At 57.1% G+C, this 26,156-nt stretch carries 22 protein-coding genes; 14 read left to right on the top strand and 8 right to left on the bottom strand.

Features of this window, described 5'->3' with window-relative positions:
- Window positions 1–159 precede the first annotated feature (159 nt).
- Window positions 160–1,005 (top strand): sulfotransferase family protein, encoded by an 846-nt coding sequence (locus J2T55_RS09490; RefSeq protein WP_259055861.1) that lies wholly within the window; start codon window positions 160–162, stop codon window positions 1,003–1,005.
- Here J2T55_RS09490 and J2T55_RS09485 read toward each other — a convergent pair.
- From J2T55_RS09485 to J2T55_RS09455, 7 genes are all read right to left on the bottom strand, one after another.
- Window positions 1,002–2,051, bottom strand: coding sequence for a DUF354 domain-containing protein (locus J2T55_RS09485; RefSeq protein ID WP_259055860.1), 1,050 nt, complete (start codon window positions 2,049–2,051; stop codon window positions 1,002–1,004). The genes J2T55_RS09490 and J2T55_RS09485 overlap by 4 nt on opposite strands.
- Window positions 2,048–2,920 (bottom strand): glycosyltransferase family 2 protein, encoded by an 873-nt coding sequence (locus tag J2T55_RS09480; RefSeq protein ID WP_259055859.1) that lies wholly within the window; start codon window positions 2,918–2,920, stop codon window positions 2,048–2,050. The genes J2T55_RS09485 and J2T55_RS09480 overlap by 4 nt, the downstream gene beginning before the upstream one ends.
- Window positions 2,920–4,854, bottom strand: coding sequence for a tetratricopeptide repeat protein (locus J2T55_RS09475; protein ID WP_259055858.1), 1,935 nt, complete (start codon window positions 4,852–4,854; stop codon window positions 2,920–2,922). The genes J2T55_RS09480 and J2T55_RS09475 overlap by 1 nt, the downstream gene beginning before the upstream one ends.
- 87 nt (window positions 4,855–4,941) lie before the next feature.
- Window positions 4,942–5,373 carry a pilin gene (locus tag J2T55_RS09470; RefSeq protein WP_259055856.1) on the bottom strand — a complete coding sequence of 144 codons (432 nt, stop codon included), beginning with the start codon at window positions 5,371–5,373 and terminating at the stop codon, window positions 4,942–4,944.
- Between the two features lie 261 nt (window positions 5,374–5,634).
- Window positions 5,635–6,987: a sigma-54-dependent transcriptional regulator gene (locus J2T55_RS09465; RefSeq protein ID WP_259055855.1), complete on the bottom strand. Its 1,353-nt coding sequence runs from the start codon at window positions 6,985–6,987 to the stop codon at window positions 5,635–5,637.
- A 9-nt stretch (window positions 6,988–6,996) separates the two neighbouring features.
- The gene (locus J2T55_RS09460) at window positions 6,997–8,607 is read right to left on the bottom strand and encodes a sensor histidine kinase (RefSeq protein WP_259055854.1); all 1,611 of its coding nucleotides are present in this window, start codon (window positions 8,605–8,607) and stop codon (window positions 6,997–6,999) included.
- A complete protein-coding gene (locus J2T55_RS09455) occupies window positions 8,604–8,846 on the bottom strand; it encodes a PP0621 family protein (protein WP_259055853.1) in 243 nt (80 codons plus the stop codon). The genes J2T55_RS09460 and J2T55_RS09455 overlap by 4 nt, the downstream gene beginning before the upstream one ends.
- Window positions 8,847–8,996: 150 nt before the next feature.
- Here J2T55_RS09455 and sucC point away from each other — a divergent pair, with 150 nt between their 5' ends.
- From sucC to J2T55_RS09440, 3 genes are all read left to right on the top strand, one after another.
- Window positions 8,997–10,157 carry an ADP-forming succinate--CoA ligase subunit beta gene (gene sucC, locus J2T55_RS09450; RefSeq protein ID WP_259055852.1) on the top strand — a complete coding sequence of 387 codons (1,161 nt, stop codon included), beginning with the start codon at window positions 8,997–8,999 and terminating at the stop codon, window positions 10,155–10,157.
- Window positions 10,158–10,317: 160 nt separating this feature from the next.
- Window positions 10,318–11,193 carry a succinate--CoA ligase subunit alpha gene (gene sucD, locus J2T55_RS09445; RefSeq protein WP_259055851.1) on the top strand — a complete coding sequence of 292 codons (876 nt, stop codon included), beginning with the start codon at window positions 10,318–10,320 and terminating at the stop codon, window positions 11,191–11,193.
- Between the two features lie 73 nt (window positions 11,194–11,266).
- The gene (locus J2T55_RS09440) at window positions 11,267–12,907 is read left to right on the top strand and encodes an NAD+ synthase (protein ID WP_259055850.1); all 1,641 of its coding nucleotides are present in this window, start codon (window positions 11,267–11,269) and stop codon (window positions 12,905–12,907) included.
- 281 nt (window positions 12,908–13,188) lie between these two features.
- Here the strand turns inward: J2T55_RS09440 and J2T55_RS09435 are convergent, their stop codons facing one another.
- Entirely contained in the window at window positions 13,189–14,013 is an 825-nt protein-coding gene (locus tag J2T55_RS09435; RefSeq protein WP_259055849.1) for an outer membrane protein assembly factor BamD, read from the bottom strand.
- 51 nt (window positions 14,014–14,064) lie between these two features.
- Between J2T55_RS09435 and rluD the strand changes: the two genes are divergently transcribed.
- The 10 genes from rluD to J2T55_RS09385 all read left to right on the top strand — a co-directional run bounded on the left by rluD (window position 14,065) and on the right by J2T55_RS09385 (window position 25,931).
- Window positions 14,065–15,060, top strand: coding sequence for a 23S rRNA pseudouridine(1911/1915/1917) synthase RluD (gene rluD, locus J2T55_RS09430; RefSeq protein WP_259055848.1), 996 nt, complete (start codon window positions 14,065–14,067; stop codon window positions 15,058–15,060).
- Window positions 15,053–15,817, top strand: a complete 765-nt coding sequence (gene pgeF, locus J2T55_RS09425; protein WP_259055847.1) for a peptidoglycan editing factor PgeF — start codon at window positions 15,053–15,055, stop codon at window positions 15,815–15,817. Before rluD ends, pgeF begins: the two co-directional genes overlap by 8 nt.
- 33 nt (window positions 15,818–15,850) lie before the next feature.
- Window positions 15,851–17,293, top strand: coding sequence for a Glu/Leu/Phe/Val family dehydrogenase (locus J2T55_RS09420; protein ID WP_259055846.1), 1,443 nt, complete (start codon window positions 15,851–15,853; stop codon window positions 17,291–17,293).
- Between the two features lie 227 nt (window positions 17,294–17,520).
- Complete coding sequence (clpB, locus tag J2T55_RS09415; RefSeq protein ID WP_259055845.1) at window positions 17,521–20,139, top strand: ATP-dependent chaperone ClpB; 2,619 nt, start codon at window positions 17,521–17,523, stop codon at window positions 20,137–20,139.
- 260 nt (window positions 20,140–20,399) lie between these two features.
- Window positions 20,400–22,115 (top strand): type IV-A pilus assembly ATPase PilB, encoded by a 1,716-nt coding sequence (gene pilB, locus J2T55_RS09410; protein ID WP_259055844.1) that lies wholly within the window; start codon window positions 20,400–20,402, stop codon window positions 22,113–22,115.
- Window positions 22,116–22,153: 38 nt separating this feature from the next.
- Window positions 22,154–23,371, top strand: a complete 1,218-nt coding sequence (locus J2T55_RS09405; RefSeq protein WP_259055843.1) for a type II secretion system F family protein — start codon at window positions 22,154–22,156, stop codon at window positions 23,369–23,371.
- A gap of 65 nt (window positions 23,372–23,436) precedes the next feature.
- Window positions 23,437–24,312 carry a prepilin peptidase gene (locus tag J2T55_RS09400; protein WP_259055842.1) on the top strand — a complete coding sequence of 292 codons (876 nt, stop codon included), beginning with the start codon at window positions 23,437–23,439 and terminating at the stop codon, window positions 24,310–24,312.
- Entirely contained in the window at window positions 24,309–24,950 is a 642-nt protein-coding gene (gene coaE / locus J2T55_RS09395) for a dephospho-CoA kinase (RefSeq protein WP_259055841.1), read from the top strand. The genes J2T55_RS09400 and coaE overlap by 4 nt, the downstream gene beginning before the upstream one ends.
- A 13-nt stretch (window positions 24,951–24,963) precedes the next feature.
- Entirely contained in the window at window positions 24,964–25,734 is a 771-nt protein-coding gene (zapD, locus tag J2T55_RS09390; RefSeq protein ID WP_259055840.1) for a cell division protein ZapD, read from the top strand.
- A complete protein-coding gene (locus J2T55_RS09385; RefSeq protein WP_407660072.1) occupies window positions 25,731–25,931 on the top strand; it encodes a DNA gyrase inhibitor YacG in 201 nt (66 codons plus the stop codon). Before zapD ends, J2T55_RS09385 begins: the two co-directional genes overlap by 4 nt.
- Window positions 25,932–26,156 lie beyond the last annotated feature (225 nt).

Raw genomic sequence — 26,156 nt, 5'->3', positions numbered from 1 at the left:
AGTTGCACCAATAAAGATGTTACATTTCTATGAAGGGCCAACTGCTGGCTGACTAACTACAGCAACACTAAGCTGGCACGGGTTGTTATATTTGTTAAGGTAGATTGAATTCACTACTAGCCATCAAGATCAATAAAAATAGTAGTAGCAGGAGGCACCTTGAAAAGGATTTGCATAGTAGGTTGTTCGCGCTCGGGCACAACTATCATGCAAAATGAAATGGGGAAGTATTTTGACGTTTGCTGCTTCCCAGAAACAGGCTATTTCTTGGATGGCCTAGATAATTATGCTGCCCGAATTAAGGCAATGTATCGTCTACAATCGATGTATTCCAATAAAGTAACACCACCTTATAACTTTCTTTTCAAACTAAATAAAACCAAAGATGCAATCAAGTATTGGACTCCACAACTTGGCCTAAAAAAATTCTTTTATTGCATAACATCCAAAGAACACAGCATACTATTATGGGTAACTTATCTTGATCAGCTAGCAAATAAATTAGGCTATAGTACTTGGGTAGAAAAGACTCCTAAGCATTTTTATAGACTAGAATATATTGAAGCTATCTCGCCGAAACCATATATCATTTATATAATTCGCCAAGGCAACGATGTTGTTGCATCAATATATGACCGTTCTTTGAAATACCCGCATTGGTTTGGGCATGAAAATATCGAATTTGCAATAAACTTATGGAATAGTTCGGTAAATATAGCTTTAGAAAAAGCAAATAATAGTGAATGTATTTTTGTTCGGTACGAGGACTTAATAAATAGAAAATATTCGTTAATGACTAATATACAAAGAGAAATAAATCTATCCCTCAGAAAAACTAAATCAACATCAGTAATTACTCGAGACAACGAGCATTGGAAAACGTCAGCCTTGGATAAGGCATCGAATCAGAAAAAAAAATGGCTAAGTTTATTTACTGAAAAACAACGGAACGAAATTGATTCGAAGTTAGACTGGGACTCATATAAAAAAATAGATTTTATCTAATCACATAGCTTGCGTGGGCGCCCAGTAGCAATAATTTGCTCTCCTACAAATGACGCAACGTCAATAGTGTTTGCTAGCATTTGTGTGTGTCTTTCGTCCCACTTATAAATATCTAGTGTTAGCAACCAGTCAATTCCTTCTTTAATAGAAAGCCAATCATTTTTTTCTATATTTTTTGACAACCCATACCTAAGTTCTTGCTCTGTAGTATACCCTCTTCCCTCTGCTGATATAAAAACTGATGGCACACCTAAAACAACTGCTTCTGATCCCATAGTCGCACTTTCACCTATGTAGCCATCACAATATGCCAGTAGATGATGAATCTGTGAGATATCTCCTCGATATTGGTATTTTTTGAGATCATCAGTTAGTTCTGCTTCGGATGAGATTACAATATTACCTCTCTTAGATAAGTAACTCACTAATAATCGGATATTATCTATGGATAGACCAGATTGTCCAATATCATGGCTAGCCTTCCAAGAAACCAGTCGTAATAAGTAATTTTCCTGTCCTTCAACCATCCCATTAATAATCGCAATATTTCGATCAGGTGTGAAATATGCAGGGTGCAAATAGGAGAGTTCATGATAGCCTTTATAGCGTAAAGTTTTCCATTTCGGCGTCCATGCCCTATAGCAATCCGGCACAACAACTCTTTTTGCTAGTGGATAAGTTAAAATGTTTTGCAGCTTGGCATTTTCCGTATCATAAAAAACTATAGACGGTATACGTGTGATCGCCCCTACATGAGCTATAAATATCCCTCCAATTCCTGCCATAACATCAGGTCGGACTTTTTTTACAAGATTATAAAGCCTACAGTCACGAACAAGAAGCTCAGATAATAACGACTTAATGCCACCTGGCCCTTGATTTGACAGATTGAAATGCTCAACTCCAGCCTGATCAAGTAATAACTGAGTCATCTCTTTAGTACGACTAGTTATTATAATTTCATGACCAGAGCGTTGGAGAATATTAATTGGATTTTTAAAAAAATGGACATGGGCAGGATGGCCTATGTCTATAAGCACTCTCATTTCGCATCTTTCTTATACAAAAGCATTGTAATTTGTTCTGAGACCAACCCTACTAAGAAAATGGAAATCGCTGACAAGATCAAAAGAGCACTCATATTAGTAAAGCGATCATCAGTAATATAAGTATATATGTAGTACATAAATCCAACCAAAAAAACAAAACTACTAATTGGCAGGAATATCTTAAGAGGTGAATATAATGTTGTAATTCTAAATATAATAAGCAAAAATCTTAACCCGTCACGTAAAGGTCTAATATGACTCTTGCCAATTCTATTCTTGACATTAATAGGAGCATAAACTACTGAGTAACCCACACGAAAAAAGGCCATAGTGATTGTGCTTGGATATGAAAACCCATTCGGAAGCATGTAAAGAAATTCCTTAAATTTCTCTGCTCTAACGACACGAAAACCTGATGTCAGATCTTTAACCAGATGCCCAGTAACTAAACTGGCAAATTTGTTATAAACAGTATTAGCTAAACCCCTACCATAATTAGCCTGATGCCCAAACTTTCTTGCACCTACTACCATATCATAGCCCTGTTCCAGCACATCTAGAAGCTTGGTTATTTCCTCCGCTAAATGCTGCCCATCTGCATCCATAAATACTAAAATCTCTCCTGTTGCCGCCCTAGTACCTGACTTTATGGCTGCCCCATTACCTTTACTATATTGATGCTGTAAGCAAGTCACGTTATTAGATTCACAAACTTCGACTGTTGTATCATTTGATCCATCATCGACAACTATTATTTCAGATTCCGGGAAGCAATTTTTTAGTTCTGGCAGCAAATGCTTTAAAGAGGCTGCCTCATTTTTGGCAGGCAAGATAATACTTACTCTGCTATTGTCGACGTCAGTCATTATTTAGCCTGCTCCACAAAATTGGTCAGCTCCTTGATTCTAACTGAATGAATTCCAAGAATATCCATGGATCCTGCATCCTGTATCAACATCTCCGCCCTTTCATGATCCCCATTCGCGATCAATATACTTGCATAATTGAGCACAATTCTTATTTCCTCTGGGTATACAGAATAGGCCTTTTTGCTATACTCCAATGCTTTGGATTGATCGCCTATAAACGACCAATAATGCTGGCTAAAATCAGTATAGATCATTGCTCTGTATTTGCTGTTCTGGTTTGGATTTTCCTCTACTGCCTTTATAAGGCTTTCAAAACCAGTCTTGCTGGCCGGACAAATTCCCTGACGCTGACAAGCTAACAAATGTTTTATAGCATTACTGTCAGAGGCAGACAGTTTCTTGCTTTCCAGAATATCTAGCATACTGGAATACCATTTGTACCTGGCTGAGCCTCTGGCTCTTGACTCCAGTCTTATCAAGGAAGCCAGGCTAATCAGGTCACCTTCGGCTAGTTCATGCGCCTTTTTGTAGTATTCATGAGCCTGTTTATAAACAGCACTTTTGTCCTCGTCTGGAACCGATTCATAGGCATTAGCATAGGTTCTGCCAGCAAGATTATTAATCCGTACTGAATCAGGATTCGATTTAGCTTCCAGCTCCGCCAATAGTAGCGGATTCCCCCATTCCGCGGCTCTGAGCAGGGTAATGACCGCAAACAACACAATCAAAATAACTATGCATGAGCGTCTTATATTGATTGTTTTTATTCCGTATGTAGAAGCATACAGATAATAGATTAATGGCAGTAATATACCAAAAGCTGGAATATAGTTCCTGTGCTCAAATACCATCTCCAGGGGAATTATAGTCGACTCTATCAGGTGTCCAACCAAGAAAAAAGCTAGCCCAAAACTCAAAAGCTTCGCCCGCTTATAAAGTGCACAAATTAAAATAACAACTCCGAACAATCCCAATAATGCGAGCAAGGTGCTTGTCGGTTCTAGAAGGCCAGTTGAAACCTCAAAATTATCATGAAACAGAGAGAGTCTTTGGTTTGTCGGGAAAACCAAAAGACCCAGATAAAGCGACAGGACCCGGGGTTGAGTCAGTATTCTCTCAATCAGAGAAAATTCTCTATTGTCATACCTCTGCAGGAGCCACTCGGGATTTAGTATAACGAAGCCAAGAACCACAACCACTGGTAAAGCTATGGATAACGAAAAAAGCGAAACAAGCAAATATCTATCCGCTTTCCCTTCACTTCTGAATTTAAAGAAATAAATCTCCACCAACAACAGGAAAAACGGCAGTAATGCACCATTCTCCTTGGAGAGCATGGCAGGAATTGTGATCATAAAGGCAGCTAAAATATGAATTCTGCCTCCATTACCTAACTCCATTTTTTGACGGCCTATCAAATACGACAGAAGGCCAGAAAATACAAACAGGCCAGCAAGTAAATTCATTCTCTGAACTACATATGCGACACTGCTGACATTAATAGGATGCAATAGCCAGAGCAGTCCTATTGCACCTGAAATCAGCATGATGCTTTTCGGTGATATATTGCTATTAGAAATCGAGGAATGTTGTTTGAGGAGTCTCGTTACAACAAGAAATAACAGCAAACCAGTCATAACATGTATGGCCAGATTGGTCAGCTTGAAACATCGTGGATATAGCCCACACATCTCTAGATTGACCGCAAAGGTAAACATGCTTATTGGACGTAGTAACGGGCCTGCAAATCCAGAAAGGCTGGCCCTGGTCCAGTCAGCCAGGCTATCCTTTTGCATGTGCAACTGCTGATTGTCTATGATGTTCGGGTAATCATCGAATACAAACGTTCCACCCATGGCAGGCCAGTAAACCGAAACCGTCAAGGCTATCAACAGCGCTACTAACAGCAGCTTCAGATGATTCTCTTTCATTAACAATTATTTTCTTGTTTCAACGCTTCAAATAAAAAAGCCCCATCACTGGATGGGGCTTTAAGCCATTATTTCTTTTAGCTGAAATTAACGGCAGTTGGCCGGGCGGTACTTGGCCTGAAGGTCACCACCCGTGCAATCCCAGCTGACGCCACCGGTATCTCCTGTTCCTTCATATATCATGGTTTCGCCACCACCCATATCTCCCCCGAGATCTTCAAACGTGACAGTTATCTGACCATTGGAGCCACTGGTTCCATATGCTAGTGACCGAACAACATCGGTGCTGACGTCATCAAAACCAGCCTCTGATATATTAGCCGGCATCTCGCCCTGTGACACATAAAATTCGGAGACCGAAGTTTTGGCAGCAGCAGCAAAGCCGATGCCTTCAGTGACTTGGGCGCGAATGGTGTAGTCCTGATAAGCGGGGATGGCGACGGCGGCAAGGATGCCGATAATCGCGACCACGATCATCAGTTCGATAAGGGTAAAACCCTGTTGAACCTGTTTCTTCATGAGTACTCTCCTGATTGTTGCTTGTTGCGGCTTAAGTCCCGCGATGGTTACAGCTTAAATCGAGTGGCCGTTTAATTGGCGCATTATCGAGTCCGGTAATTATAAAGCAGTATTTGTGCCACAGGCTGCCTCTCCCCTGCGATCCCCGATTTTGCCAAGCAGTTCACGAAAACAAGTGTTTTGTGGCCAACGAATGGTCCTTACCTGCCGCCTCAGAGGCCCTCAGTGTGGCGTAAAGTGACGTAACACGTCACCCTGGAATCATTCTAAACCGAGCTTCTCCAGCCGGTAGCGCAGGGCGCGGAAGCTGATGCCCAGCAGCTTGGCGGCGGCGGTCTTGTTCCAGCGGGTTTTCTCCAGTGCATCCATGATGGTCTGTTTCTCGATATCCACCAAGTAGGTGTCCAGCGACTGGTCACCGTAGTCCGTGAAGCTGCCGTTATCCTCGACCCGGTCGGCATCTGCCTGCCCGGTCCCCGCCGGTATCTGCTGCAGACGCAAATCGGCGGCGTCGATCACGTCGCTGTCGCACAGGGCCGTGGCGCGCTCGAGGATATTCTCCAACTCGCGGACGTTGCCGGGGAAACTGTAGTTCGACAGGGTCTGGCGGGCGGCACTGCTCAGCTTGAATTGCCGGCCACTGCCGGCTGCCAGTCTGGCAAGAATATGGTCGGCCAATAGCGCGATGTCGTCACTGCGTTCGCGCAGGGGCGGCACATACAGTTCGATCACGTTGATACGGTAGAACAGGTCCTGGCGAAACTGGCCGTTGGCAACCAGCCCGGCCAGTGGCTGGTGCGTCGCGCTGAGGATACGCACGTCGACGGCAAGCTCTTCGTTGGCACCGATCGGACGGATGGACTTTTCCTGGATGGCGCGCAGCAATTTGACCTGCATGGACTGCGGCAACTCGGCGATCTCGTCGAGAAACAGGGTGCCGCCACGGGCGGCCTGGAACAGGCCGTCCTTGTCGCTGGTCGCGCCGGTGAAGCTGCCTTTCTTGTAGCCGAAAAACTCACTTTCCATGAGTTCGGGCGGAATGGCGCCGCAGTTGACCGGTACAAACGGCTGTTCGGCGCGCGCGCCCTGTTCGTGGATAAGCCGGGCCACCAGTTCCTTGCCGGTGCCGGATTCGCCACTGATGTAAACCGGCGCCTCGCTGCGGGCGAGTTTGGCAACCATGCTGCGCACCTCGCGGATGGCCGGGCTGTCGCCGATCAGTTCGTGCCGGGCCTCGTGCTGTTCCAGCGATAGTTTCAGCGCGGTCTCGACCAGATTGCGCAGTACCGCGAGATCCACTGGCTTGGTGACAAAGTCGAACGCACCGGCCTTCAGCGCCTGAATAGCCGATTCCATGTTGCCGTGGGCGGTGATCACCGCAACCGGCAGTTGCGGCCGTTCCTTCTGGATATGGCCGACGAAATCGATTCCGTTGCCATCCGGCAGGCGCATGTCGGTGAGACAGACATGGAACGTCGACCGGTTGAGCAGTTCGCGCGCATCTTCCAGGTTGGTGGCGCTGTCACAGTCGATATCCATGCGCGCGAGCGTCATCGCCAGCAGCTCGCGAATATCCGGTTCGTCGTCGACTATCAGGGCTCTAGCAATGGCCATGGCGCAATCTTACTCAAGAATATGGCGTTTGTCCGGATGCGGGAAATTGATCCGGAAACAGCACCCCGTCTCGCTGTTGTCATGCAACTGCAGGGTCGCCTGGTTGGCCTCGCACAACTCACGGGCAATATACAAGCCCAACCCGGTGCCCTGGCTTTCCGACGTCACAAACGGCTCGAAAACGTGTTCGGCGATCGCCACCGGCATGCCCGGTCCCTGATCGATGACATCGATGTACGGGCGTTCGAGATCATCATGAACACCGCAGATGATCGTCAACAACGGTTCATTGCGACTGTAGCGCAACGCGTTGCTGCACAGGTTGAGCATGACCTGCTGCAGTTGGCTGGGATCGATGGTCACCAGTATGTCGGCCGGTTCCACCCGGCAAAACACGGCCGCTTCCGGCAGGTCGTTCTGGTGGCGAAATTCGCTACAGAATTCCTCAAGCCAGTTCCCGAGCTCAAAAGTCTCCGGTGCCGGCGCCTGCCGGCGGCTGACCTGCATGACGTTTTCCACTATCGCGTTCACCCGCTTCGAATGGTCCTGGATGATCGCCGTCAGGCGCCGGTCGCCCGCATCCAGCTGCGGCGATTCGCCCAGCAGCTGGCCGGCATGGCTGATGGCACCAAGCGGATTGCGCACCTCGTGGGCAATGCTCGCCGCCATACGTCCGAGCGAGGCCAGCTTCATCTGCTGGGCACGCTGACGCAGCACTGAGGCATCTTCTAGGAACACCAGCAGGCCAGCGTCGCCACCGGGGTTCAGCGGCCGGAACGAGGCCTGCACGTCGACTGCTGCCGTCGACGGCCGGATCACCACCGGCGCCTGCTCACCCTGACTGCGGCACTGTTCGATGAACCAGTTCAGTTCCGGGCAAACCGACGTCACGGGCTGACCCGCCAGCTCCTGGCGCGCGCCCAGCAGCTTGCGTGCCGAACTGTTCGCCAGCCGGATCGAATTATCCGCATCGATGACCAGCACGCCGGACTGCATGTGCTGGACGATCTGTTCATTGAGTGCCGCCAGATTCTGGATATCGATCGCGCGGCTCGCCGCCAGCTGTTCGCTTTCGCGCACACGCAACGCCAGCTTGTGGCCGATGAAGGCGACGATGAAAAAGGTGCTGCCGAGCACCGCGGCATGGGTGTAGTTCGGTGCTGGAAAAAAACGTACCAGATGCGCGTAGAGCTCCTCGCCAAGCACGGCGAGCGTCGCCAGGGCGGCAAAGAAATAGGCAATCTTGCCGGGCTTGAGCAGGCTGCCACCGGCGACGGCGATCATGAGCAGCATGCCAAAGCCGCTACTCACCCCGGCGCTGGCGTACATGATCAGGGTGATGGCAAATATATCGATGAAAACCTGGCCGGCCACCTGGTAGCCGAACCCCGGCCACCGCAGGCGCAGTGGCACAAAAAGCAAAAGTGCGGCAAGGAAATACGCCTGCGTTACCAGGGCGAAAAGCCGGTCATCGAATGTGCCGAGCGGCTCCGGCAGATCGGTCAGCCACACCAGCGCCACGAAAATCAGGCTGATAATGAAGCGGTAGCCGCTGAAAAAACTCAGCGCCCGCCAGGCCACCTCGTCATAATCCGACCCCGGGATCAGTCTGGCGCTCATGCCCCGTCCCGGCGAGTCCCGAGCTGCTGATGTTCACGGCTGCAAAACTCCCGGCCGTCACCACGCACCGCCTCATTGCGCGGCACGAACATACCGCAATGTGCACAGCGGGCGGTGGCTTCGCTGGCGGATTTTTCCGTTTGCTGCGATTCGGCAGGCTGGCGCAGTTGTTTCAACACACGCCGTACCAGTACGCCGACGAGATACAGCACGGCACCTATTATGAGATAACGAATCATGCGATCCTGATTTCCAGTATCTGCCAACTATATTAAAGGCTTGTCCGGCAGCCGTCATATAAATGCCGCGACGAGTCGGTTATAGTCACTGCCGAATCCAGTTGCTTCAAGCATAGTCTTCGAACACCGCGACAATCGTATAAACCTGCTATGAACCTGCACGAATATCAGGCCAAGCTGCTGTTCGCCGAGTATGGCATCCCGGTGCCGGCCGGCAAACCGGCGCATTCCGTCAAGGAAGCGCTGCGCCATGCCCACGACCTGCGCGGCAGCGGCTGGATCGTCAAGGCCCAGGTGTATGCCGGCGGCCGTGGCAAGGCCGGCGGCGTGCAGATGGCGACCAGCATCGACGAGGTGGAAAACCATAGTCGCCGGCTGCTCGGCCAGCGTCTCGTCACGCAACAGTCCGGCCCGAAGGGCCAGCCGGTCAACTGCCTGCTGATCGAGAAACGCTCGGAGATTCAGCGCGAGCTTTACCTGGGCATGCTGGTGGACCGGGCCAGCCGTCGCATCGCCGTGATTGCCTCCAGTGCTGGTGGCATGGATATTGAGACGGTTGCCGCGAATCAACCGGAGCAGATATTTCGTCTGACCATCAACCCCGTGCTCGGCCTGCAGGACTACCAGTCGCGCCGGATCGGCTTCGCACTGGAACTCGACGCCGATCAGCGTGAACAACTCCGCCAGATCCTGCGCCACATGTACCGGTTGTTCCTCGCCAGGGACCTGAGTCTCATCGAGATCAACCCGCTGATCGTTGACGACAGCAATAACCTCGTCGCGCTGGACGCCAAGATCACGCTGGATGACAACGCGCTGATGCGCCAGCCGGAACTCGCCGAATGGCACGACCCGACCCAGGAAGACGAGCGCGAAAGCATCGCCCGGCGTTTCGACCTGAACTATGTCACGCTCGACGGCAACATCGCCTGCATGGTCAACGGTGCCGGTCTGGCCATGGCGACCATGGACATCATCAAGCTCTATGGTGGCGAACCGGCCAATTTTCTCGATGTCGGTGGCGGCGCCACCGCCGACAAGGTGGCCGAGGCCTTCAAGCTGATCACCTCGGATGACAATGTCCGTGCCATTCTGGTGAATATCTTCGGCGGCATCGTCCGCTGCGACCTGATCGCAGACGGTATTATCCAGGCGGTCAGGGAGGTTGGTGTGAACGTACCGATCATTGCCAGGCTGGAAGGCACCAATGTTGACGAAGGCAAGGCAAAGCTCAAGGACAGCGGACTCAACATCACCGCCGCCGATGATCTCGGCGACGCCGCGCAAAAAGCGGTCGCCGCGGTTCGATGAGCAGACCGCAAATATACGCGAACAAACGTAAATGTCTTATAAACCTCATCCCATGCCCGGGTGGCTTAACAATAACACCGTACGCGTTATGCTATAGAAGCAATGATTCCGGTTATTGGCGTTAATTTGCGTTCATTCGCGGACATTATACGAAAATATCATGAGCATTCTGATCGACAAGAATACCCGGGTTATCTGTCAGGGTTTCACCGGCAAGCAGGGCACCTTCCACTCGCAGCAGGCGATCGCCTACGGCACACAGGTGGTCGGCGGCGTGACGCCCGGCCGTGGCGGCGAACGGCATCTTGATCGGCCGGTGTTCAATACCGTTTTTGACGCGATCGCCGAAACCGGCGCCGATGCCAGCATGATCTACGTCCCGGCCGCCTACACGGCCGAGGCGATCGCCGAGGCCTGCGATGCTGGCATCAAGGTGATCGTCTGCATCACCGAAGGCATCCCGGTGCTGGACATGGTCAGGATCCGCGCCTATCTCGACCAGTACCCGGACGTGCACTTGGTCGGGCCCAACTGTCCCGGCATCATCTCGCCCGATGAGTGCAAGATCGGCATCATGCCGGCCAGCATTCACAGCCAGGGCCGCATCGGGATTGTCTCGCGTTCCGGCACCCTGACCTACGAAGCCGTATACCAGACCACGAAACTGGGCCTGGGCCAGAGCACCTGCGTCGGCATCGGCGGCGATCCCATCCAGGGGCTGACTTTTATCGACTGCCTGCAACTGTTCGAGGCCGACGAGCAGACCGATGCCATCATCATGGTCGGCGAGATCGGCGGCAGTGCCGAGGAAGAGGCAGCGGCCTATATCAGGGATCACGTCAGCAAACCGGTGGTCGCGTATATCGCCGGGGTCACCGCCCCGCCCGGCCGACGCATGGGCCACGCCGGCGCGGTAATCGCTGGTGGCAAGGGCACGGCCGCCGACAAGTTCGCGGCCCTGGAAGCCGCCGGTGTACGAACAACCCGTTCACCGGCCGAGCTGGGCATAACCGTCCAACAGGCGCTGGGCGAATAGCGAACCGCAACTGGCCGATAGCCGCATCTGCTAAACTAGCCGAGCATTTTCCATCCGCTATAAGCTATCGATTATGGATTCCCAAGGCCTGCGCCTCGTTCTTGCCCAACTCAACCTTACAGTTGGTGATATCCGCGGCAACACGCGTCAGATCATTGACGCCATCGCCCGGGCACGTGCCGAACACCGGCCCGATCTGGTGATCTTCCCGGAACTGGCCATTACCAGCTATCCGCCAGAAGATCTGTTGCTGCGTCCCGGTCTGCGCCGGCGCGTACGCAAGGCACTGGACGAAATCATCGCCGCCAGTGACGATATCGGCATCGTGCTCGGTCTGCCGGAATACGAACAGGACCGGCTGTACAACAGCTGTTTCATTATCGAGAACCGCGAAATCCGCGCGCGCTACCGCAAGCAGGTGCTGCCCAACTATGGCGTGTTCGACGAGAAGCGCTATTTCACGGCCGGCAATAAGCCATGCCTGCTCGAATACAAGGGCATGAACATCGGCTTCACCATCTGCGAGGACATCTGGCAACCCGGACCGGCATTACAGGCGCACGAGGCCGGCGCCGATCTGCTGATCAATATCAACGCCTCACCCTATCATGTCGACAAACTCAGTGTGCGCCAGAGGGTACTGCACGAACGCATCGGTGAAACCGGCCTTGGCATGGTGTATCTCAACCTAGTCGGCGGTCAGGACGAACTGATCTTCGACGGTGGTTCAATGATGCTCGACAACAGAGGCAAACTGCTGTGGTCGGCGCCCCAGTTTGCCACCGGCCTGTTTCCGCTCACCCTGCAACGGGATGGCAAGCGCATTACCGCCGTCGAGCAAACCGCGACCGAACCGCCGCAACGTCTGGATACAATCTACCGGGCGCTGGTCATGGGCATCCACGACTACGTCCACAAGAATGGCTTCAAAGGCGCCGTCATCGGCCTGTCCGGCGGTATCGACTCGGCCCTGACGCTGGCGCTGGCGGTTGACGCCCTCGGCGCCGACAACGTCGAGGTGCTGTGCATGCCGTCGCGCTATACCGCCGACATGAGTGTCGAGGACGCCCGCGAGATGGCCGGGCTACTCAACGTGCACTACCACGAGTTCCCGATTGAAAAACCGTTCAATGCCTTTCTCGAAGTGCTGGCCCCGATTTTCCAGGAAAACCAGCCGGCGGACACCACCGAGGAAAACATCCAGGCGCGCTGTCGCGGCGTCATGTTGATGGCGGTCTCGAACAAGACCGGCAAGATGGTGCTGGCCACCGGCAACAAGAGCGAGATGTCGGTCGGCTATGCGACCCTTTACGGTGACATGGCCGGGGGCTTTGCCCCGCTCAAGGATGTCGCCAAGACACTGGTGTTTGAACTGTCGAACTGGCGCAACAGCCAGGGCCGGGTCATTCCGCAACGGATCATCGACCGGCCACCGTCGGCCGAACTGAAACCCGACCAGCGCGACGACCAGTCGCTACCCGCCTACGAGATTCTCGACCCGATCCTGGAACGCTACATCGAGCGCGACCAGTCACCGGACGAGATTGTCGCCGCCGGCTTCAATACCGAAGTAGTGAACAAGGTCGTGAGACTGGTTGACTGCAACGAATACAAGCGCCGCCAGGCTGCGCCCGGTGTGCGGATCAGCGAACGCGCCTTCGGCCGCGACCGGCGTTACCCGATCACCTCGGGTTACAACGAGCAGCCGGTTTGACTACTGGTTGATTGGTGACTGGTTATTAGTGATCGGCAGGCCCGCTTCTGTGGGAGCGAATCAACCTACAGCGCGAAGCGCACCTTGTCCCTTCCCCCTTGACGGGGGAAGCAAGAGCCTGTCCCGGCACGCAGTAAGCCGGGAATGGGGGTGAATTTAAAGATCCTCGATAATTCAATCACCCCATCCCCATATCAAGTACGGGGCAGGCTCTGACTCTCGCCCGTCAAGGAGGAGAGAATGGAAGCAGGAGCGACTACCCCCCCCGCCGCGAACAAGGGCTAGAACCAGCCGTCATCCTCGCCGGAAGCCCCGGAACGCGAACCGACCACGACGCGGCGTACCTCGTAAATACCGGGATGATTCGGGTAGTTGGTCTCCAGCACCCGCAGGGCATCGGCGGACAGATCCGGCATTTCCAGCACCTTGTAGGCCTTGGCAAGAACGGCGAGCGCCTCCGGAATCGCCGGTGTGCGGGGGTAGTTTTCCACCACATGGCCCGCGCGATTGGCCGCAGCGACATAGGCTTCACGTCGCATGTAGTAATTCGCCACCTCGACCTCGTGCTCGGCGAGCATGTTGCGCAGGTGCACCATGCGCAATCTGGCATCCTCGACGTAAATGCTGTCGGGAAAACGCTTGAGCAACTCGGAAAAATCCTGGAAAGCATCCATGCTACTGCCGGGATCGCGCTGCGACAGATCGATCGGCAGGAACCGCTGGGTGAAACCGAGGCCGCGATTGAAGTTGGCCAGGCCGCGCAGATACAGTGCGTAGGCGACACCCTCGTTGCGCGGATAGAGTTTTATGAAACGATCGGCGGTACTGACAGCACCGTCAAAATCCTGGCTTTTATAATAGGCGTAGGACAGATCGAGCAGAGCCTGCTGACCATAAGTACCGAACGGGAAACGCGCCTCGAGCTTTTCATAGTAATCGACGGCCCGTTCATAGTAGCCTGCATCCAGCGCACCACGGGCCTCGGCGTAAAGTCGCTCGGCGTCCCAAGCCGCGGTTTCATCTTCCTTGTCGCCGCCGCCGAACCAGCCGCAGCCACCAAGGCCGGACAGACCCAGAATGAATAACATCAGTACAAGTTTTTTCATCCCGCCAAGGGTATCGGCAAAGCCGCGTTTGGTAAAGCAGAGCCCATCGACGTGAACGCGAACGAATCGAACAACGATACAGCACCGGCCGACGGGACGATCTGCCTCGACTGTACATTACCGGCGGAGCTGGCCGGCCAACGGCTCGACCAGGCGCTGGCCACGGTTTACCGCGAACACTCGCGCGTGCGTATCAGCGGCTGGATCCGCAACGCCGAGGTGCTGGTCAATGACCGTCCGGCACGGCCGCGTGACAAGGTTGCTGGCGGTGAACACATTCGCATCCGTGCCCAGCTGCCGGCGGCGACCAGCCTGGAGCCGGAAGCCATCCCGCTGGCCATTGTCCACGAGGACGACGCCATCCTCGTCATCAACAAGCCACCCGGGCTGGTCGTGCATCCGGGCGCCGGCAATCCGCGGCATACGCTCATGAACGCCCTACTCGGCCACGATCCAGCGCTGGCAAAACTGCCGCGTGCCGGCATCGTCCAGCGCCTGGACAAGGACACCAGTGGTCTGATGGTGATCGCGCGCACGCCGACGGCGCATACCCGGCTGGTCGCCGAGCTGCAGGCACGCAGCATCAAGCGCGACTATCTGGCCATCGTCAACGGCGTGCTTACCGCCGGCGGTACGGTGGACGCACCGATCGGCCGTCACCCGCGCCAGCGTACGCGCATGGCGGTAGTCACCGGCGGCAAGCCGGCGGTCAGCCATTACCGCGTGGTCAGCCGTTACCGCGCCCACACGCTGGTGCGTGTGAGCCTGGAGAGCGGCCGCACCCACCAGATCCGCGTACACATGGCGCACCTGAATCATGCCGTGCTCGGTGACCCGCTTTACGGTCCCAGGCCGAAACTGCCGCGCGGCGCCGCCGAATCGCTGCGCAGCACCATCCAGGGGTTCCGGCGCCAAGCCCTGCACGCCTGCGCACTGGGGCTGGCGCACCCGTGCTCGGGCGAACCGCTGCAGTTCGAGGCCGCCATGCCGGACGACATGCAGGATCTCGCCGACCGGCTCGCCGCCGATACCCGCGAGCATGGCTGATACGCGCGCCTGGCTAGCCGCCGATTGGCCGGCACCGGATCACGTTCATGCCGGCACGACCACGCGCGCCGGCGGTTACAGTAAACCGCCCTACGCCAGCTTCAACCTCGCCGCCCACGTTGGTGACGACGGCGCTGCCGTCAACCACAACCGCCGGCAGCTGCAGCAATGCCTGCAGCTGCCGGCTGAGCCGGCCTGGCTGCAGCAGGTACACGGCCCGCGTGTCATCGCAGCCCACACGATCGACGACGGGCCGGCTGATGCCAGCTGGACGGATCGGCCCGGGGTGGTCTGCGCCGTGCTGACCGCCGACTGTCTGCCGCTGTTGCTGACCGACCGCGGCGGCAGCTGCGTGGCGGTGGTCCACGTTGGCTGGCGCGGTCTGGTCGCCGGCGTCATCGACGCCACCGTGGCCGCCCTGCCGGCGCATCCCGCCGATCTGCTGGCCTGGCTGGGCCCGGCGATCGGCCCGGCCGCCTTCGAGGTCGGCAGCGACGTCCGCGACGCCTGCCTGGCCACCTTCGCCAACGCCGATAGCTGTTTCACGCGCGGCCGGCCGGGCCACTGGCAGGCTGATCTTCCCGGTCTGGCCGAGCGCGCCCTGCGCCGGGCCGGTGTCGAGACCTGCTGCAACTGCGGCTATTGCACCTACAGCGACCCGCTACGCTTTTATTCCTATCGTCGTGACGGCACGACCGGCCGTATGGCCAGCCTCATATGGATGGACGCCGCGCCGGTAGACTATGCTTGCAGGTAACAGGCGCTGATGGACCTGAATTCAGGGGGAAGGATGCCCGCCCGGAACAAGCACAAGAACAATAACCAGCCGCTCTCATTTTCCGGCAACGTCAATCGCATGGCCGACCGCGCCTTCGGCATCCTGGCGATCGAGCCGGGCGTGGCGGAATCGATCAAGGCCTGCAATTCCGTGCTGCAGGTGCGTTTCCCGGTCAACATCCGCGGCCGACTCGAGGTCTTCACCGGCTGGCGCGCCGTGCACAGCACGCACCGGCTGCCGGCCAAGGGCGGCATGCGCTACGCGGCGGTGGTCGACCAGGACGAGATCGAGGCGCTGGCGGCGCTGATGACCTACAAGTGCGCGCTGGTCGACGTGCCGTTCGGCGGCTCCAAGGGCGGCCTCTGCCTCGACCCGGGCCTTTACGATCGCCATGAACTGCAGCTGATTACCAGACGCTTTACCCGCGAGCTGGTACGCAAGGGCTTTCTCAACCCGGCCACCAATGTGCCAGCGCCGGACGTCGGCACCGGCGAGCGCGAGATGGCCTGGATCGCCGACACTTACAAGCACCTCGAGCCCGATAACATCAACTACCTGGCCTGCGTCACCGGCAAGCCAGTGCATCACGGCGGCATCCGCGGCCGCGTCGAGGCGACCGGCCGCGGCGTCGTCTATGCCATGCGCGAGTTCTTCCGCAATCCGGCGACGGTCAAGGCGGCAGGCCTGAGCGGTGGCCTCGGCGACAAGCGCATCGTCATCCAGGGCCTCGGCAACGTCGGCTATCATGCTGCACGGCTGTTGCAGGAAGAGGATAACGCCCGCATCACGGCGATCATCGAGCGCGACGGCGTGCTGATGAACGACGCCGGCATCAACATCGAGCGCGTTCACCAGCATATGCACGAAAACAGCGGTTGTGTGCAGGGCTACCCGGACGCGACGTTTTCGGACAACGGTGCCGCCGGCCTGGAACTGCAGTGCGACATCCTCATCCCGGCGGCCCTGGAGGCGCAGATCACGGCTGCCAACGCCGCCCGCATCAAGGCCAGCCTGATCGTCGAAGCCGCCAACGGGCCGGTCACCTTCGAGGCCGACGCAATCCTGCGCAACAACGGCGTTACGGTATTACCCGACGCCTACGTCAACGCCGGCGGCGTCACCGTGTCCTACTTTGAATGGATCCGCAATCTCGGCCACATCCGCTTTGGCCGCATGGAGCGACGCTTCGACGAGTTGCGCGGCCAGCACATGATCAGCGCGCTGGAATCGCTGACCGGCCAGCAGGTGCCGGAGTGGATGGTGCGCGAGATCACCCACGGTGCCGACGAACTCGACCTGGTGCGTTCCGGCCTCGACGACACCATGCGCCTCGGCTACCAGGAAATGCAGCAGGCGCTGGAGGAACATGAACTCGGCAATGACTATCGCACCGCCGCCTACGTCGTCGCCATCAGCAAGATCGCGCGCTCGTATCTGGATATTGGTGTGTACTGAGCGGCTGCAAGGCGGCCGCTCAGCGTCGCTCGTATCTCGAAAGAGCCTGCGAAATACGAATGACGAGATACGCTCCAGTACTGTTTTGTGGGAGCCGATTTCAATCGGCGATAAAGGGCAAAAAATCGCGGATTTTAATCCGCTCCCACAATAGTCGACTTGAATACCTTCTACCCTGCCCCCATTAACTGGGTAATCGTAAATTCAACATCCGAGGCAACCCAACCATGCGTCTCGACAAACTGACAACCAAATTCCAGCTGGCGCTGGCCGACGCACAGTCACTGGCAGTCGGGCGCGATCACCAGCAGATCGAGCCGGTACACGTGCTCTCGGCCCTGCTCGACCAGGACGGCAGCAGCGTGCGCCAGCTGCTCAACAAGAGCGGCGCCGACCTCAATCGCCTGCGCTCGCAGCTCGGCGAAGCGCTCGGCCGACTGCCGCAGGTCTCCGGCGGCGGAGGCGAGGTCCACATCTCGAAGAACCTCGACAGCCTGCTCAACCTGACCGACAAGCTGGCGCAGCAGCGCGGCGACCAGTACATCTCGAGCGAGCTGTTCGTCCTCGCAGCACTCGACAGCAAGGATGAACTGGCACGCATCCTGAAAGAGGCCGGCATCGCCAAGGACAGCCTCAGCCAGGCAATCGACGAGCTGCGCGGCGGCGAAAGCGTGGAAGATCCGAACGCCGAGGAAAACCGCCAGGCGCTGGACAAGTACACCATCGATCTCACCGCCCGCGCCGAGCAGGGCAAGGTCGACCCCGTGATCGGCCGTGACGATGAGATCCGCCGCACCATCCAGGTACTGCAGCGGCGCACCAAGAACAATCCCGTGCTGATCGGCGAACCCGGCGTCGGCAAAACCGCCATCGTCGAGGGCCTGGCCCAGCGCATCATCGACGGGGAAGTGCCGGACGCGATGAAGAACAAGCGCGTGCTGGCGCTGGATCTGGGTGCGCTACTGGCCGGCGCCAAGTACCGCGGCGATTTCGAGGAGCGGCTCAAGGCGGTGCTCAAGGAGCTTGGTCAGCAGGAAGGTCAAATCATTCTGTTCATCGACGAGATTCACACCATGGTCGGCGCCGGCAAGGCCGAGGGCGCCATGGATGCCGGCAACATGCTCAAGCCCGCCCTGTCGCGCGGCGAACTGCATTGCATCGGCGCGACCACGCTGAACGAATACCGCGAGAACATCGAGAAGGACGCCGCGCTCGAGCGCCGTTTTCAGAAAGTACTGGTCAACGAACCGACAGTCGAGGACACGATCGCCATCCTGCGTGGCCTGAAGGAGCGCTACGAGGTCCATCACAACGTCCAGATCACCGACCCGGCGATTGTCGCGGCAAGCACGCTATCGCATCGCTACATCACCGACCGACACCTGCCGGACAAGGCGATCGACCTGATCGACGAGGCGGCCAGCCGCATCAGTATCGAGATGAACTCGAAGCCGGAAGTCATGGACCGGCTCGAACGGCGTCTGATCCAGCTGAAGATCGAGCGCGAGGCGCTGAAGAAGGAGACCGATGCCGCGTCGAAGAAACGCCTCGGCGTGCTGGAAGAGGAGATCGACAAGCTCGAGCGTGAATATTCCGATCTCGATGAGGAATGGAAATCCGAGAAGGCCGCCCTGCAGGGCGCGCATTCGATCAAGGAGCAGCTTGAGCGCGCGCGCACCGACTACGAAGCCGCGCGCCGTGCCGGTGACCTGAACCGTATGTCGGAGCTGCAGTACGGCGTCATTCCGGAACTGGAGAAGAAGCTGGCCGAGGCGCAGGAGAGCGAAAAGGAAAGTGGCGAGGAACCCGCCGGCGAGAAGCAGCACAAACTGTTGCGCAACAAGGTTACCGACAACGAAGTTGCCGAAGTCGTCTCCAAGTGGACCGGCATTCCGGTCACCAAGATGCTCGAGGGCGAGCGCGACAAGTTGCTGCGCATGGAAGACGCCCTGCACCAGCGCGTGGTCGGCCAGGACGAGGCCGTGCGCGCGGTAGCCGATTCGATACGCCGTTCGCGCGCCGGCCTGTCGGATCCGAACCGGCCGAACGGTTCGTTCCTGTTCCTCGGCCCCACGGGCGTCGGCAAGACCGAGCTGTGCAAGTCCCTGGCGCAGTTCCTGTTTGATACCGAAGAGGCCATGGTGCGCATCGACATGTCCGAGTACATGGAAAAACATGCCGTCGCCCGCCTGATCGGTGCGCCGCCGGGTTACGTCGGTTACGAACAGGGCGGTTACCTGACTGAGACCGTGCGCCGCCGGCCGTACAGCGTCATCCTGCTCGACGAGGTCGAGAAGGCGCACCCGGAGGTATTCAACATCCTGTTGCAGGTGCTCGACGACGGTCGCCTGACCGACGGCCAGGGCCGTACGGTGGACTTCCGCAATACCGTGATTGTCATGACCTCGAACCTGGGCTCGGATCGCATCCAGTCCATGTCCTCGGAGGAGGATTACGAGACCATGAAGTCGGCGGTGATGGAGGTCGTCCAACAACACTTCCGGCCGGAGTTCATCAACCGCGTCGACGAAATCGTCGTCTTCCACGCGCTGCAACGCGAGCAGATCCGCGCCATCGCCGAGATCCAGGTGGCCCGCGTCGCCGAGCGGCTGCGCGACCAAGATATCGTGCTCGAGCTCACCACGGCCGCACTCGACAAGATTGGCACCGCCGGTTTCGACCCGGTCTTCGGCGCCCGGCCGCTGAAACGCGCCGTGCAGAACCAGGTCGAGACACCGCTGGCACGCGCGATCCTGGCCGGCGACATCGCCCCGGGGACGCACGTCAAGGTCGATGTCAGGGATGATTCAATCGTCTTCGAGACGAGCAAGGCCGACGCCGCCTGAACCGGTCCCGGGATGCAGCCGGGCGCCGGCCAACGGCGCCGGCGCCGGCGCGGCATCGCTGCACAATTGCTATCATATTGAAATAAAAGAATTAACCATTCGTTGCCGGCGCCGGCGTGGTGGCCCGGCGCGCCGGCCGCATTGTTAAAGTAAGCTCGCAAGAGTTGCGCGGAAGCCCCAGACGATTGTTGGTATTTCGGGCTATATGCTCTAATATCGTAATTCTGGCTGGTTGCGTCTTCTAGGGGTGTACAGACGGCATGGCAGTATCGACGAACAAGGTTCAGTTAAGCGGGCTGGCGCGCAAGCTGGTCGTCGATGGCCTGATGGAGGAATCGGCCGCCGCCGAGGCCTTCCAGAACGCCCTCAAGAAAAAGCAGCCGTTCGTCTCCTACCTGGTTGAAAACAAGCTCGCCGACAGTCTGAAGATCGCCCAGGCCGCGGCCGAGGAATTCGGCGTGCCGCTGCTGGACATCGACAGCGTCGAACTCGACACCGAGATCACCAAACTCCTCAAGGAAGACCTGATCCGCAAGCACCACGCGCTGCCTCTGTACAAGCGCGGCAAGCGGCTGTACGTCGCCGTCTCCGACCCGACCAACCTGCAGGCGCTGGACGAGATCAAGTTCGCCGTCGGCATGAACACCGAGGCCATCCTGGCCGAGGAGACCAAGCTCGAAAAGGCCATCGAGAAGATGATCGAGGCCTCCGACGGCGGACTCGGCGAGATGGCCGACGAGGAATTCGACGATCTGGACGGCCTGGACGTCGAGGATGAAAAACAGGACGAGCAGGTCGATACCGAGGTCGACGACGCGCCGGTGGTGCGCTTCGTCAACAAGGTGTTGCTGGACGCCATCAAGAAGGGCGCCTCGGACATCCACTTCGAGCCCTACGAGAAATTTTACCGCGTCCGCCTGCGCATGGACGGCGTGCTCATCGAGGTCGCCAGGCCGCCAACCACCCTGGCGCTGAAGATGGCGGCGCGCATCAAGGTCATGTCACGGCTGGACGTCTCCGAACGCCGTGTACCGCAGGACGGCCGCATCAAGCTGAAGGTCTCCAAGCACAAGTCGATCGATTTTCGTGTCAGCACCTGCCCGACCATCTGGGGCGAGAAGGTGGTGATGCGTATCCTGGACTCCTCCAGCGCCCAGCTCGGCATCGACGTACTCGGCTACGAGGACTTCCAGAAAGAACTGTTTCTCGAGAACCTGCACAAGCCCTACGGCATGTTCCTGGTGACCGGCCCGACCGGTAGTGGTAAAACCGTGTCGCTGTACACCGGCATCAACATCCTCAACCAGACCGAGGTCAACATCTCGACGGCCGAGGACCCGGTGGAAATCAACCTGCCCGGCATCAACCAGGTTCAGGTCGACGAGAAAACCGGCCTCACCTTCGCCAAGGCGCTGAAAGCGTTCCTGCGCCAGGACCCGGATATCATCCTGGTCGGCGAGATCCGTGATCTCGAGACCGGCGGCATCGCCCTGAAAGCCGCCATGACCGGCCACATGGTCATGTCCACCCTGCATACCAACGATGCGCCGCAGACGCTAACCCGCATGCAGGATATGGGCATGCCGACCTTCGGCATTGCCACTTCCGTGAATATCATCATCGCCCAGCGCCTGGCACGGCGGCTGTGCAAGAACTGCGTCAAACCGATCGAGGTGCCCAACGAGGTGCTGCTGGAAGAAGGCTTTACCGACAAGCAAATTGAGGCCGGCATCAAGATTTCCGAAGCCGAAGGTTGCGATCAGTGCAATGCCGGGTATAAGGGACGTACAGGTATCTACCAGGTGATGCCGGTGTCAGAAGCCATGCGCCGCATGATCATGGACGGCGCCACCGCCATCCAGCTGGCCGACCAGTCGCGTGCCGAGGGCATACCGGACATCCGCCAGTCGGCGCTGAAAAAGGTGGCCGACGGCATTATCGACATGAAAGAAGTCAACCGCGTCACGCAGGAATAGAAATCGGGGCTTTAAGGATTTACGGATAGAATAAAATCATGGCAGAAGCAGCAAAATCGGTGATGTTCGTCTGGGAGGGCACGGACAAGAGCGGCAAGCGCGTCAAGGGCGAGATGACCGGCACCTCCGATTCGCTGGTCAAGGCGGTACTGCGCCGCCAGGGCATCAATCCGCTGAAGGTCAAGAAAAAACCCAAGCCCCTGTTCGGTGGTGGTAGAAAAAAGATCACCACCAAGGACATCACCGTATTCAGCCGGCAGCTGGCGACCATGATGTCAGCCGGTGTGCCGCTGGTGCAGGCGTTTGAAATCGTCGGCCGCGGTCACGAGAACGTCGCCATGCAGGAACTGATTCTCGCGATCAAGGGGGATGTCGAGTCTGGCGGTACGCTGGCCGAGGCGCTGGCCAAGCACCCACGCCATTTCAGCGAGCTCTACGTCAACCTGGTCGCGGCCGGCGAACAGGCCGGTATCCTCGAGACCCTGCTGCACAAGATCGCGACCTACCTGGAAAAGACCGAGACACTGAAGGGCAAGATCAAGAAGGCCCTGTTCTATCCGCTCGCCGTGATCGTCGTGGCCTTCATCGTCACCGCCATCCTGCTGATATTCGTCATCCCGCAGTTCGAGGAACTGTTCAAGGGGTTTGGCGCCGATCTGCCGGCGCCGACTCAGTTTGTGCTCTATCTTTCGGCTGTCTTCCAGAAATGGTGGTGGGCAATCGCCCTCGGCATCGGCGGCACCATCTGGGCGATCATCGAATCCAGACGCCGGTTTCGCAGCGTGGCACGCTTCATCGACCGCGCGCTGCTCAAGCTGCCAATTATCGGTGACATCCTCTACAAGGCCGCCGTAGCCCGCTTTGCCCGTACCCTGTCGACCATGTTTGCCGCCGGTACGCCGCTGGTCGAGGCCATGGTTTCGGTGGCCGGTGCCTCCGGCAATATCGTTTTCTATAACGCCATCATGGAGATGCGTGACGAGATATCCACCGGTACCCAGCTGCAGGTGGCCATGCGCGAATCACAGCTGTTCCCGAACATGGTCGTACAGATGGTCGCCATCGGTGAAGAAGCCGGTTCGCTTGATCAAATGCTGGCCAAGGTCGCCGACTTTTACGAGGAAGAAGTGGATAACGCCGTCGACTCGCTCAGCAGCCTGCTCGAACCCATGATCATGGCCTTCCTGGGTGTGATTATCGGCGGCCTGGTGGTCTCCATGTATCTGCCGATCTTCAAGATGGGTCAGGTCGTCTAGCCAACGCGGCGCAACCAATCAGCCAGCCCGACCAGCACCGGTCGGGATCATCGGGGCGCTATCGAATGTCTATCTTGAGCTATCTACAGGCCACGCCAGCGGCCTTTATCTTCTGTTTTGCATTACTTGGCCTTGTCATCGGCAGTTTTCTGAATGTCGTCATACTGCGGCTGCCACGCATGATGGAGCGCGACTGGCGCTGTCAGTGCCGTGAACTGCTGGAACTTGATGCCGACCCGGCCGATGCCACGCCCCTGAGCCTGGCGTCACCGGCGTCAAGTTGCCCACACTGTCAGCATGCCATCCGCTGGTACGAAAATATCCCGGTACTGAGCTATCTGTGGCTGCGCGGTCGTTGTGCCGGTTGCCGCCAACGCATCGCGCTACGCTATCCCGTAGTCGAACTGGCAGCGGGACTGCTGGCCGCGATTAGTGCCTGGCATTTCGGTTTCGGCATGGCGGCCCTGCTGGCCGCGATCCTGAGCTGGGCATTGCTGACCCTGAGTGTCATTGATCTGGATACGCAGTATCTGCCGGATGACATCACCCTGCCAATGCTCTGGCTGGGACTGGCCGCCAACCTGTTCGGCGTGTTCACCAGTCTGCATGCCGCGGTACTCGGTGCGATCTGCGGCTACGGTATTCTCTGGCTGATTTATCAAGCTTTCCGCCTGCTGACCGGCAAGGAAGGTATGGGATACGGTGATTTCAAACTACTGGGTATGCTTGGTGCCTGGCTGGGCTGGGACGCACTCCCCCTGATTGTCGTGTTGGCCTCGCTCGTTGGTGCAATTGTCGGGGTAGCGTTGATCGTCTTCGGCGGGCATGATCGGCGCGTGCCGATTCCGTTCGGTCCATACCTGGCCGCGGCCGGCTGGATCACGCTGATAGCGGGTCCGGCCATCAGTCAGGCCTATCTGGCCTGGGCGTTGGCCGGATGACAGCTGCGACGCAGCGACCACTACGCATTGGCCTGACCGGCGGTATCGGCAGCGGCAAATCCACGGCGGCGCAACTGTTCGCCGCGCTGGGGGTGCCCGTGTTCGATGCCGATGAGTTAACACGCGAGCTGACTGCCCCCGGACAACCCGCGTTACGGGCGATCCGCGACGCCTTCGGTGACAGTGTACTGGACGCTGACGGACACCTGTCACGCGCGGCGTTGCGGCAACGCATATTCAACGATGATAGCGAGCGTCAGCGCCTGGAGGCGATTCTACACCCCCTGGTTTACCAGGCATTGGCCGAACGCTCGGCTTCGCAGACGGCCGATTATGTCATCTGGGTCGTGCCGCTGTTACTGGAGACCGGTGCAGCTGATCAGGTTGACCGGGTGGTGGTCGTGGATTGTCCGGAAGCGTTGCAGATACAGCGCGCCAGCCAGCGCGATGGGCAGGACAGCAGCGCCATACAGCAGATCATGCAGCAGCAACTGTCGCGCCAGCAGCGACTGCAACAGGCCGATGACGTACTGATGAACGATGCCGACAACCAGCATCTGTCCCGGCAGGTAGAACGCCTGCATCAATACTATCGGACGCTAGCCGGCCAGAAGAATACGGATCACATTTCATCCTGAAACCGAGATAACCTTGAGCGATCAGATCATCTTCGAACAACCATTGAACGAACGGGTCCGCAGTTTCCTGCGACTAGAGCACCTGTTCCGCAATGTTGATGTGCGCATTCATGGTCAGAGCGAATGGGACAGTCGCGAGGCCCTGAATAATCTGATCGAAATCGCCGAGCTTCTGGCGCGCAGCGATTTGAAGGGGGAGTTGATCAAGGAACTCGAACGTCACGCGACCACCCTGAGCAATCTCAAGGAGAACCCGGCGGTCGACGGCAACCGGTTACAAACCATTCTCCAGGGCATCAATGGTCTGGCCGAGCAACTGCGCTCACCCAGTTGTCAGCCGGGACAGGGACTGCGGGCCGATGAACTGATCGGCTCGATCAGGCAGCGTAGCACCATACCGAGCGGCACCTGCAGTTTCGATCTGCCGGCCTACCATCATTGGCTGAGTCAGCCGGATGCAAGCCGCATCAACGATCTCGATCGCTGGTATCGCGATATCCGTATCATTCGCGATGCGGTCGGCTATGCATTATCGATCATCCGCAACAGCGCCACACCACGGCACAGCACTGCCAACAACGGCTTCTTTCAGCAAAACCTGGACAGTGGTAACAACTGCCAGCTCATTCGCGTGCTGTTACCGGCCGAGAGTCCCTATTTCCCTGAAATCAGCGGCGGCAAGCATCGCTTTACTGTCCGCTTTCTGCAGCGCGAAGACACCCTCAGCCGCCCCGTTCAGGCCAAGGATGACATCGAATTCGACCTGCACTGCTGCATTTTATGAGCACTCCGAAAGGCAACTGCCCGCAATGCGGGCGCAGCACCCAGCTGGATCCCGTCAAAAATCCCTACCGGCCGTTCTGCAGCGAACGCTGTCGGCTGATCGACCTGGGCGCCTGGTTCGACGGCAGTAACCGCCTGCCGTCAGAAGAGCCGGCCGACTTCGATGATTTCCCGGACGACGACGTGACGCGACATTGATTGGTGATTTAAATAGCGTGCCCGACCCCGTTTCGGTGTCAAGGAACAATTAAACATCAATAAGCCATTAACTGGAGCCGTTCGCGGCGGGGGCGGAGCCTGTAAATCAAATTGTGTAACTGCCCATTGATGCTAGTGTACAAGAGGAGCCCATCAATGGCAGAGACAATGGATCAGGACAAACTGAAGGCGCTGGCGGCGGAGCTGGCGAAAGGGGTCAAGACG

Source organism: Methylohalomonas lacus, assembly GCF_024808875.1.
GTDB classification, from domain to species: Bacteria; Pseudomonadota; Gammaproteobacteria; order Methylohalomonadales; family Methylohalomonadaceae; genus Methylohalomonas; species Methylohalomonas lacus.
Note: the sequence above shows the minus strand (reverse complement) of the source record. Positions and strands in the feature narration are given on the sequence as shown.

Coding starts and splice junctions, on each gene's coding strand:
- J2T55_RS09485 (WP_259055860.1), bottom strand. CDS start 2,051: ATGAGAGTGCTTATAGACATAGGCCATCCTGCCCATGTCCATTTTTTT.
- J2T55_RS09480 (WP_259055859.1), bottom strand. CDS start 2,920: ATGACTGACGTCGACAATAGCAGAGTAAGTATTATCTTGCCTGCCAAA.
- J2T55_RS09475 (WP_259055858.1), bottom strand. CDS start 4,854: ATGAAAGAGAATCATCTGAAGCTGCTGTTAGTAGCGCTGTTGATAGCC.
- J2T55_RS09470 (WP_259055856.1), bottom strand. CDS start 5,373: ATGAAGAAACAGGTTCAACAGGGTTTTACCCTTATCGAACTGATGATC.
- J2T55_RS09465 (WP_259055855.1), bottom strand. CDS start 6,987: ATGGCCATTGCTAGAGCCCTGATAGTCGACGACGAACCGGATATTCGC.
- J2T55_RS09460 (WP_259055854.1), bottom strand. CDS start 8,607: ATGAGCGCCAGACTGATCCCGGGGTCGGATTATGACGAGGTGGCCTGG.
- J2T55_RS09455 (WP_259055853.1), bottom strand. CDS start 8,846: ATGATTCGTTATCTCATAATAGGTGCCGTGCTGTATCTCGTCGGCGTA.
- sucC (WP_259055852.1), top strand. CDS start 8,997: ATGAACCTGCACGAATATCAGGCCAAGCTGCTGTTCGCCGAGTATGGC.
- sucD (WP_259055851.1), top strand. CDS start 10,318: ATGAGCATTCTGATCGACAAGAATACCCGGGTTATCTGTCAGGGTTTC.
- J2T55_RS09440 (WP_259055850.1), top strand. CDS start 11,267: ATGGATTCCCAAGGCCTGCGCCTCGTTCTTGCCCAACTCAACCTTACA.
- J2T55_RS09435 (WP_259055849.1), bottom strand. CDS start 14,013: ATGAAAAAACTTGTACTGATGTTATTCATTCTGGGTCTGTCCGGCCTT.
- pgeF (WP_259055847.1), top strand. CDS start 15,053: ATGGCTGATACGCGCGCCTGGCTAGCCGCCGATTGGCCGGCACCGGAT.
- J2T55_RS09420 (WP_259055846.1), top strand. CDS start 15,851: ATGCCCGCCCGGAACAAGCACAAGAACAATAACCAGCCGCTCTCATTT.
- clpB (WP_259055845.1), top strand. CDS start 17,521: ATGCGTCTCGACAAACTGACAACCAAATTCCAGCTGGCGCTGGCCGAC.
- pilB (WP_259055844.1), top strand. CDS start 20,400: ATGGCAGTATCGACGAACAAGGTTCAGTTAAGCGGGCTGGCGCGCAAG.
- J2T55_RS09405 (WP_259055843.1), top strand. CDS start 22,154: ATGGCAGAAGCAGCAAAATCGGTGATGTTCGTCTGGGAGGGCACGGAC.
- J2T55_RS09400 (WP_259055842.1), top strand. CDS start 23,437: ATGTCTATCTTGAGCTATCTACAGGCCACGCCAGCGGCCTTTATCTTC.
- coaE (WP_259055841.1), top strand. CDS start 24,309: ATGACAGCTGCGACGCAGCGACCACTACGCATTGGCCTGACCGGCGGT.
- J2T55_RS09385 (WP_407660072.1), top strand. CDS start 25,731: ATGAGCACTCCGAAAGGCAACTGCCCGCAATGCGGGCGCAGCACCCAG.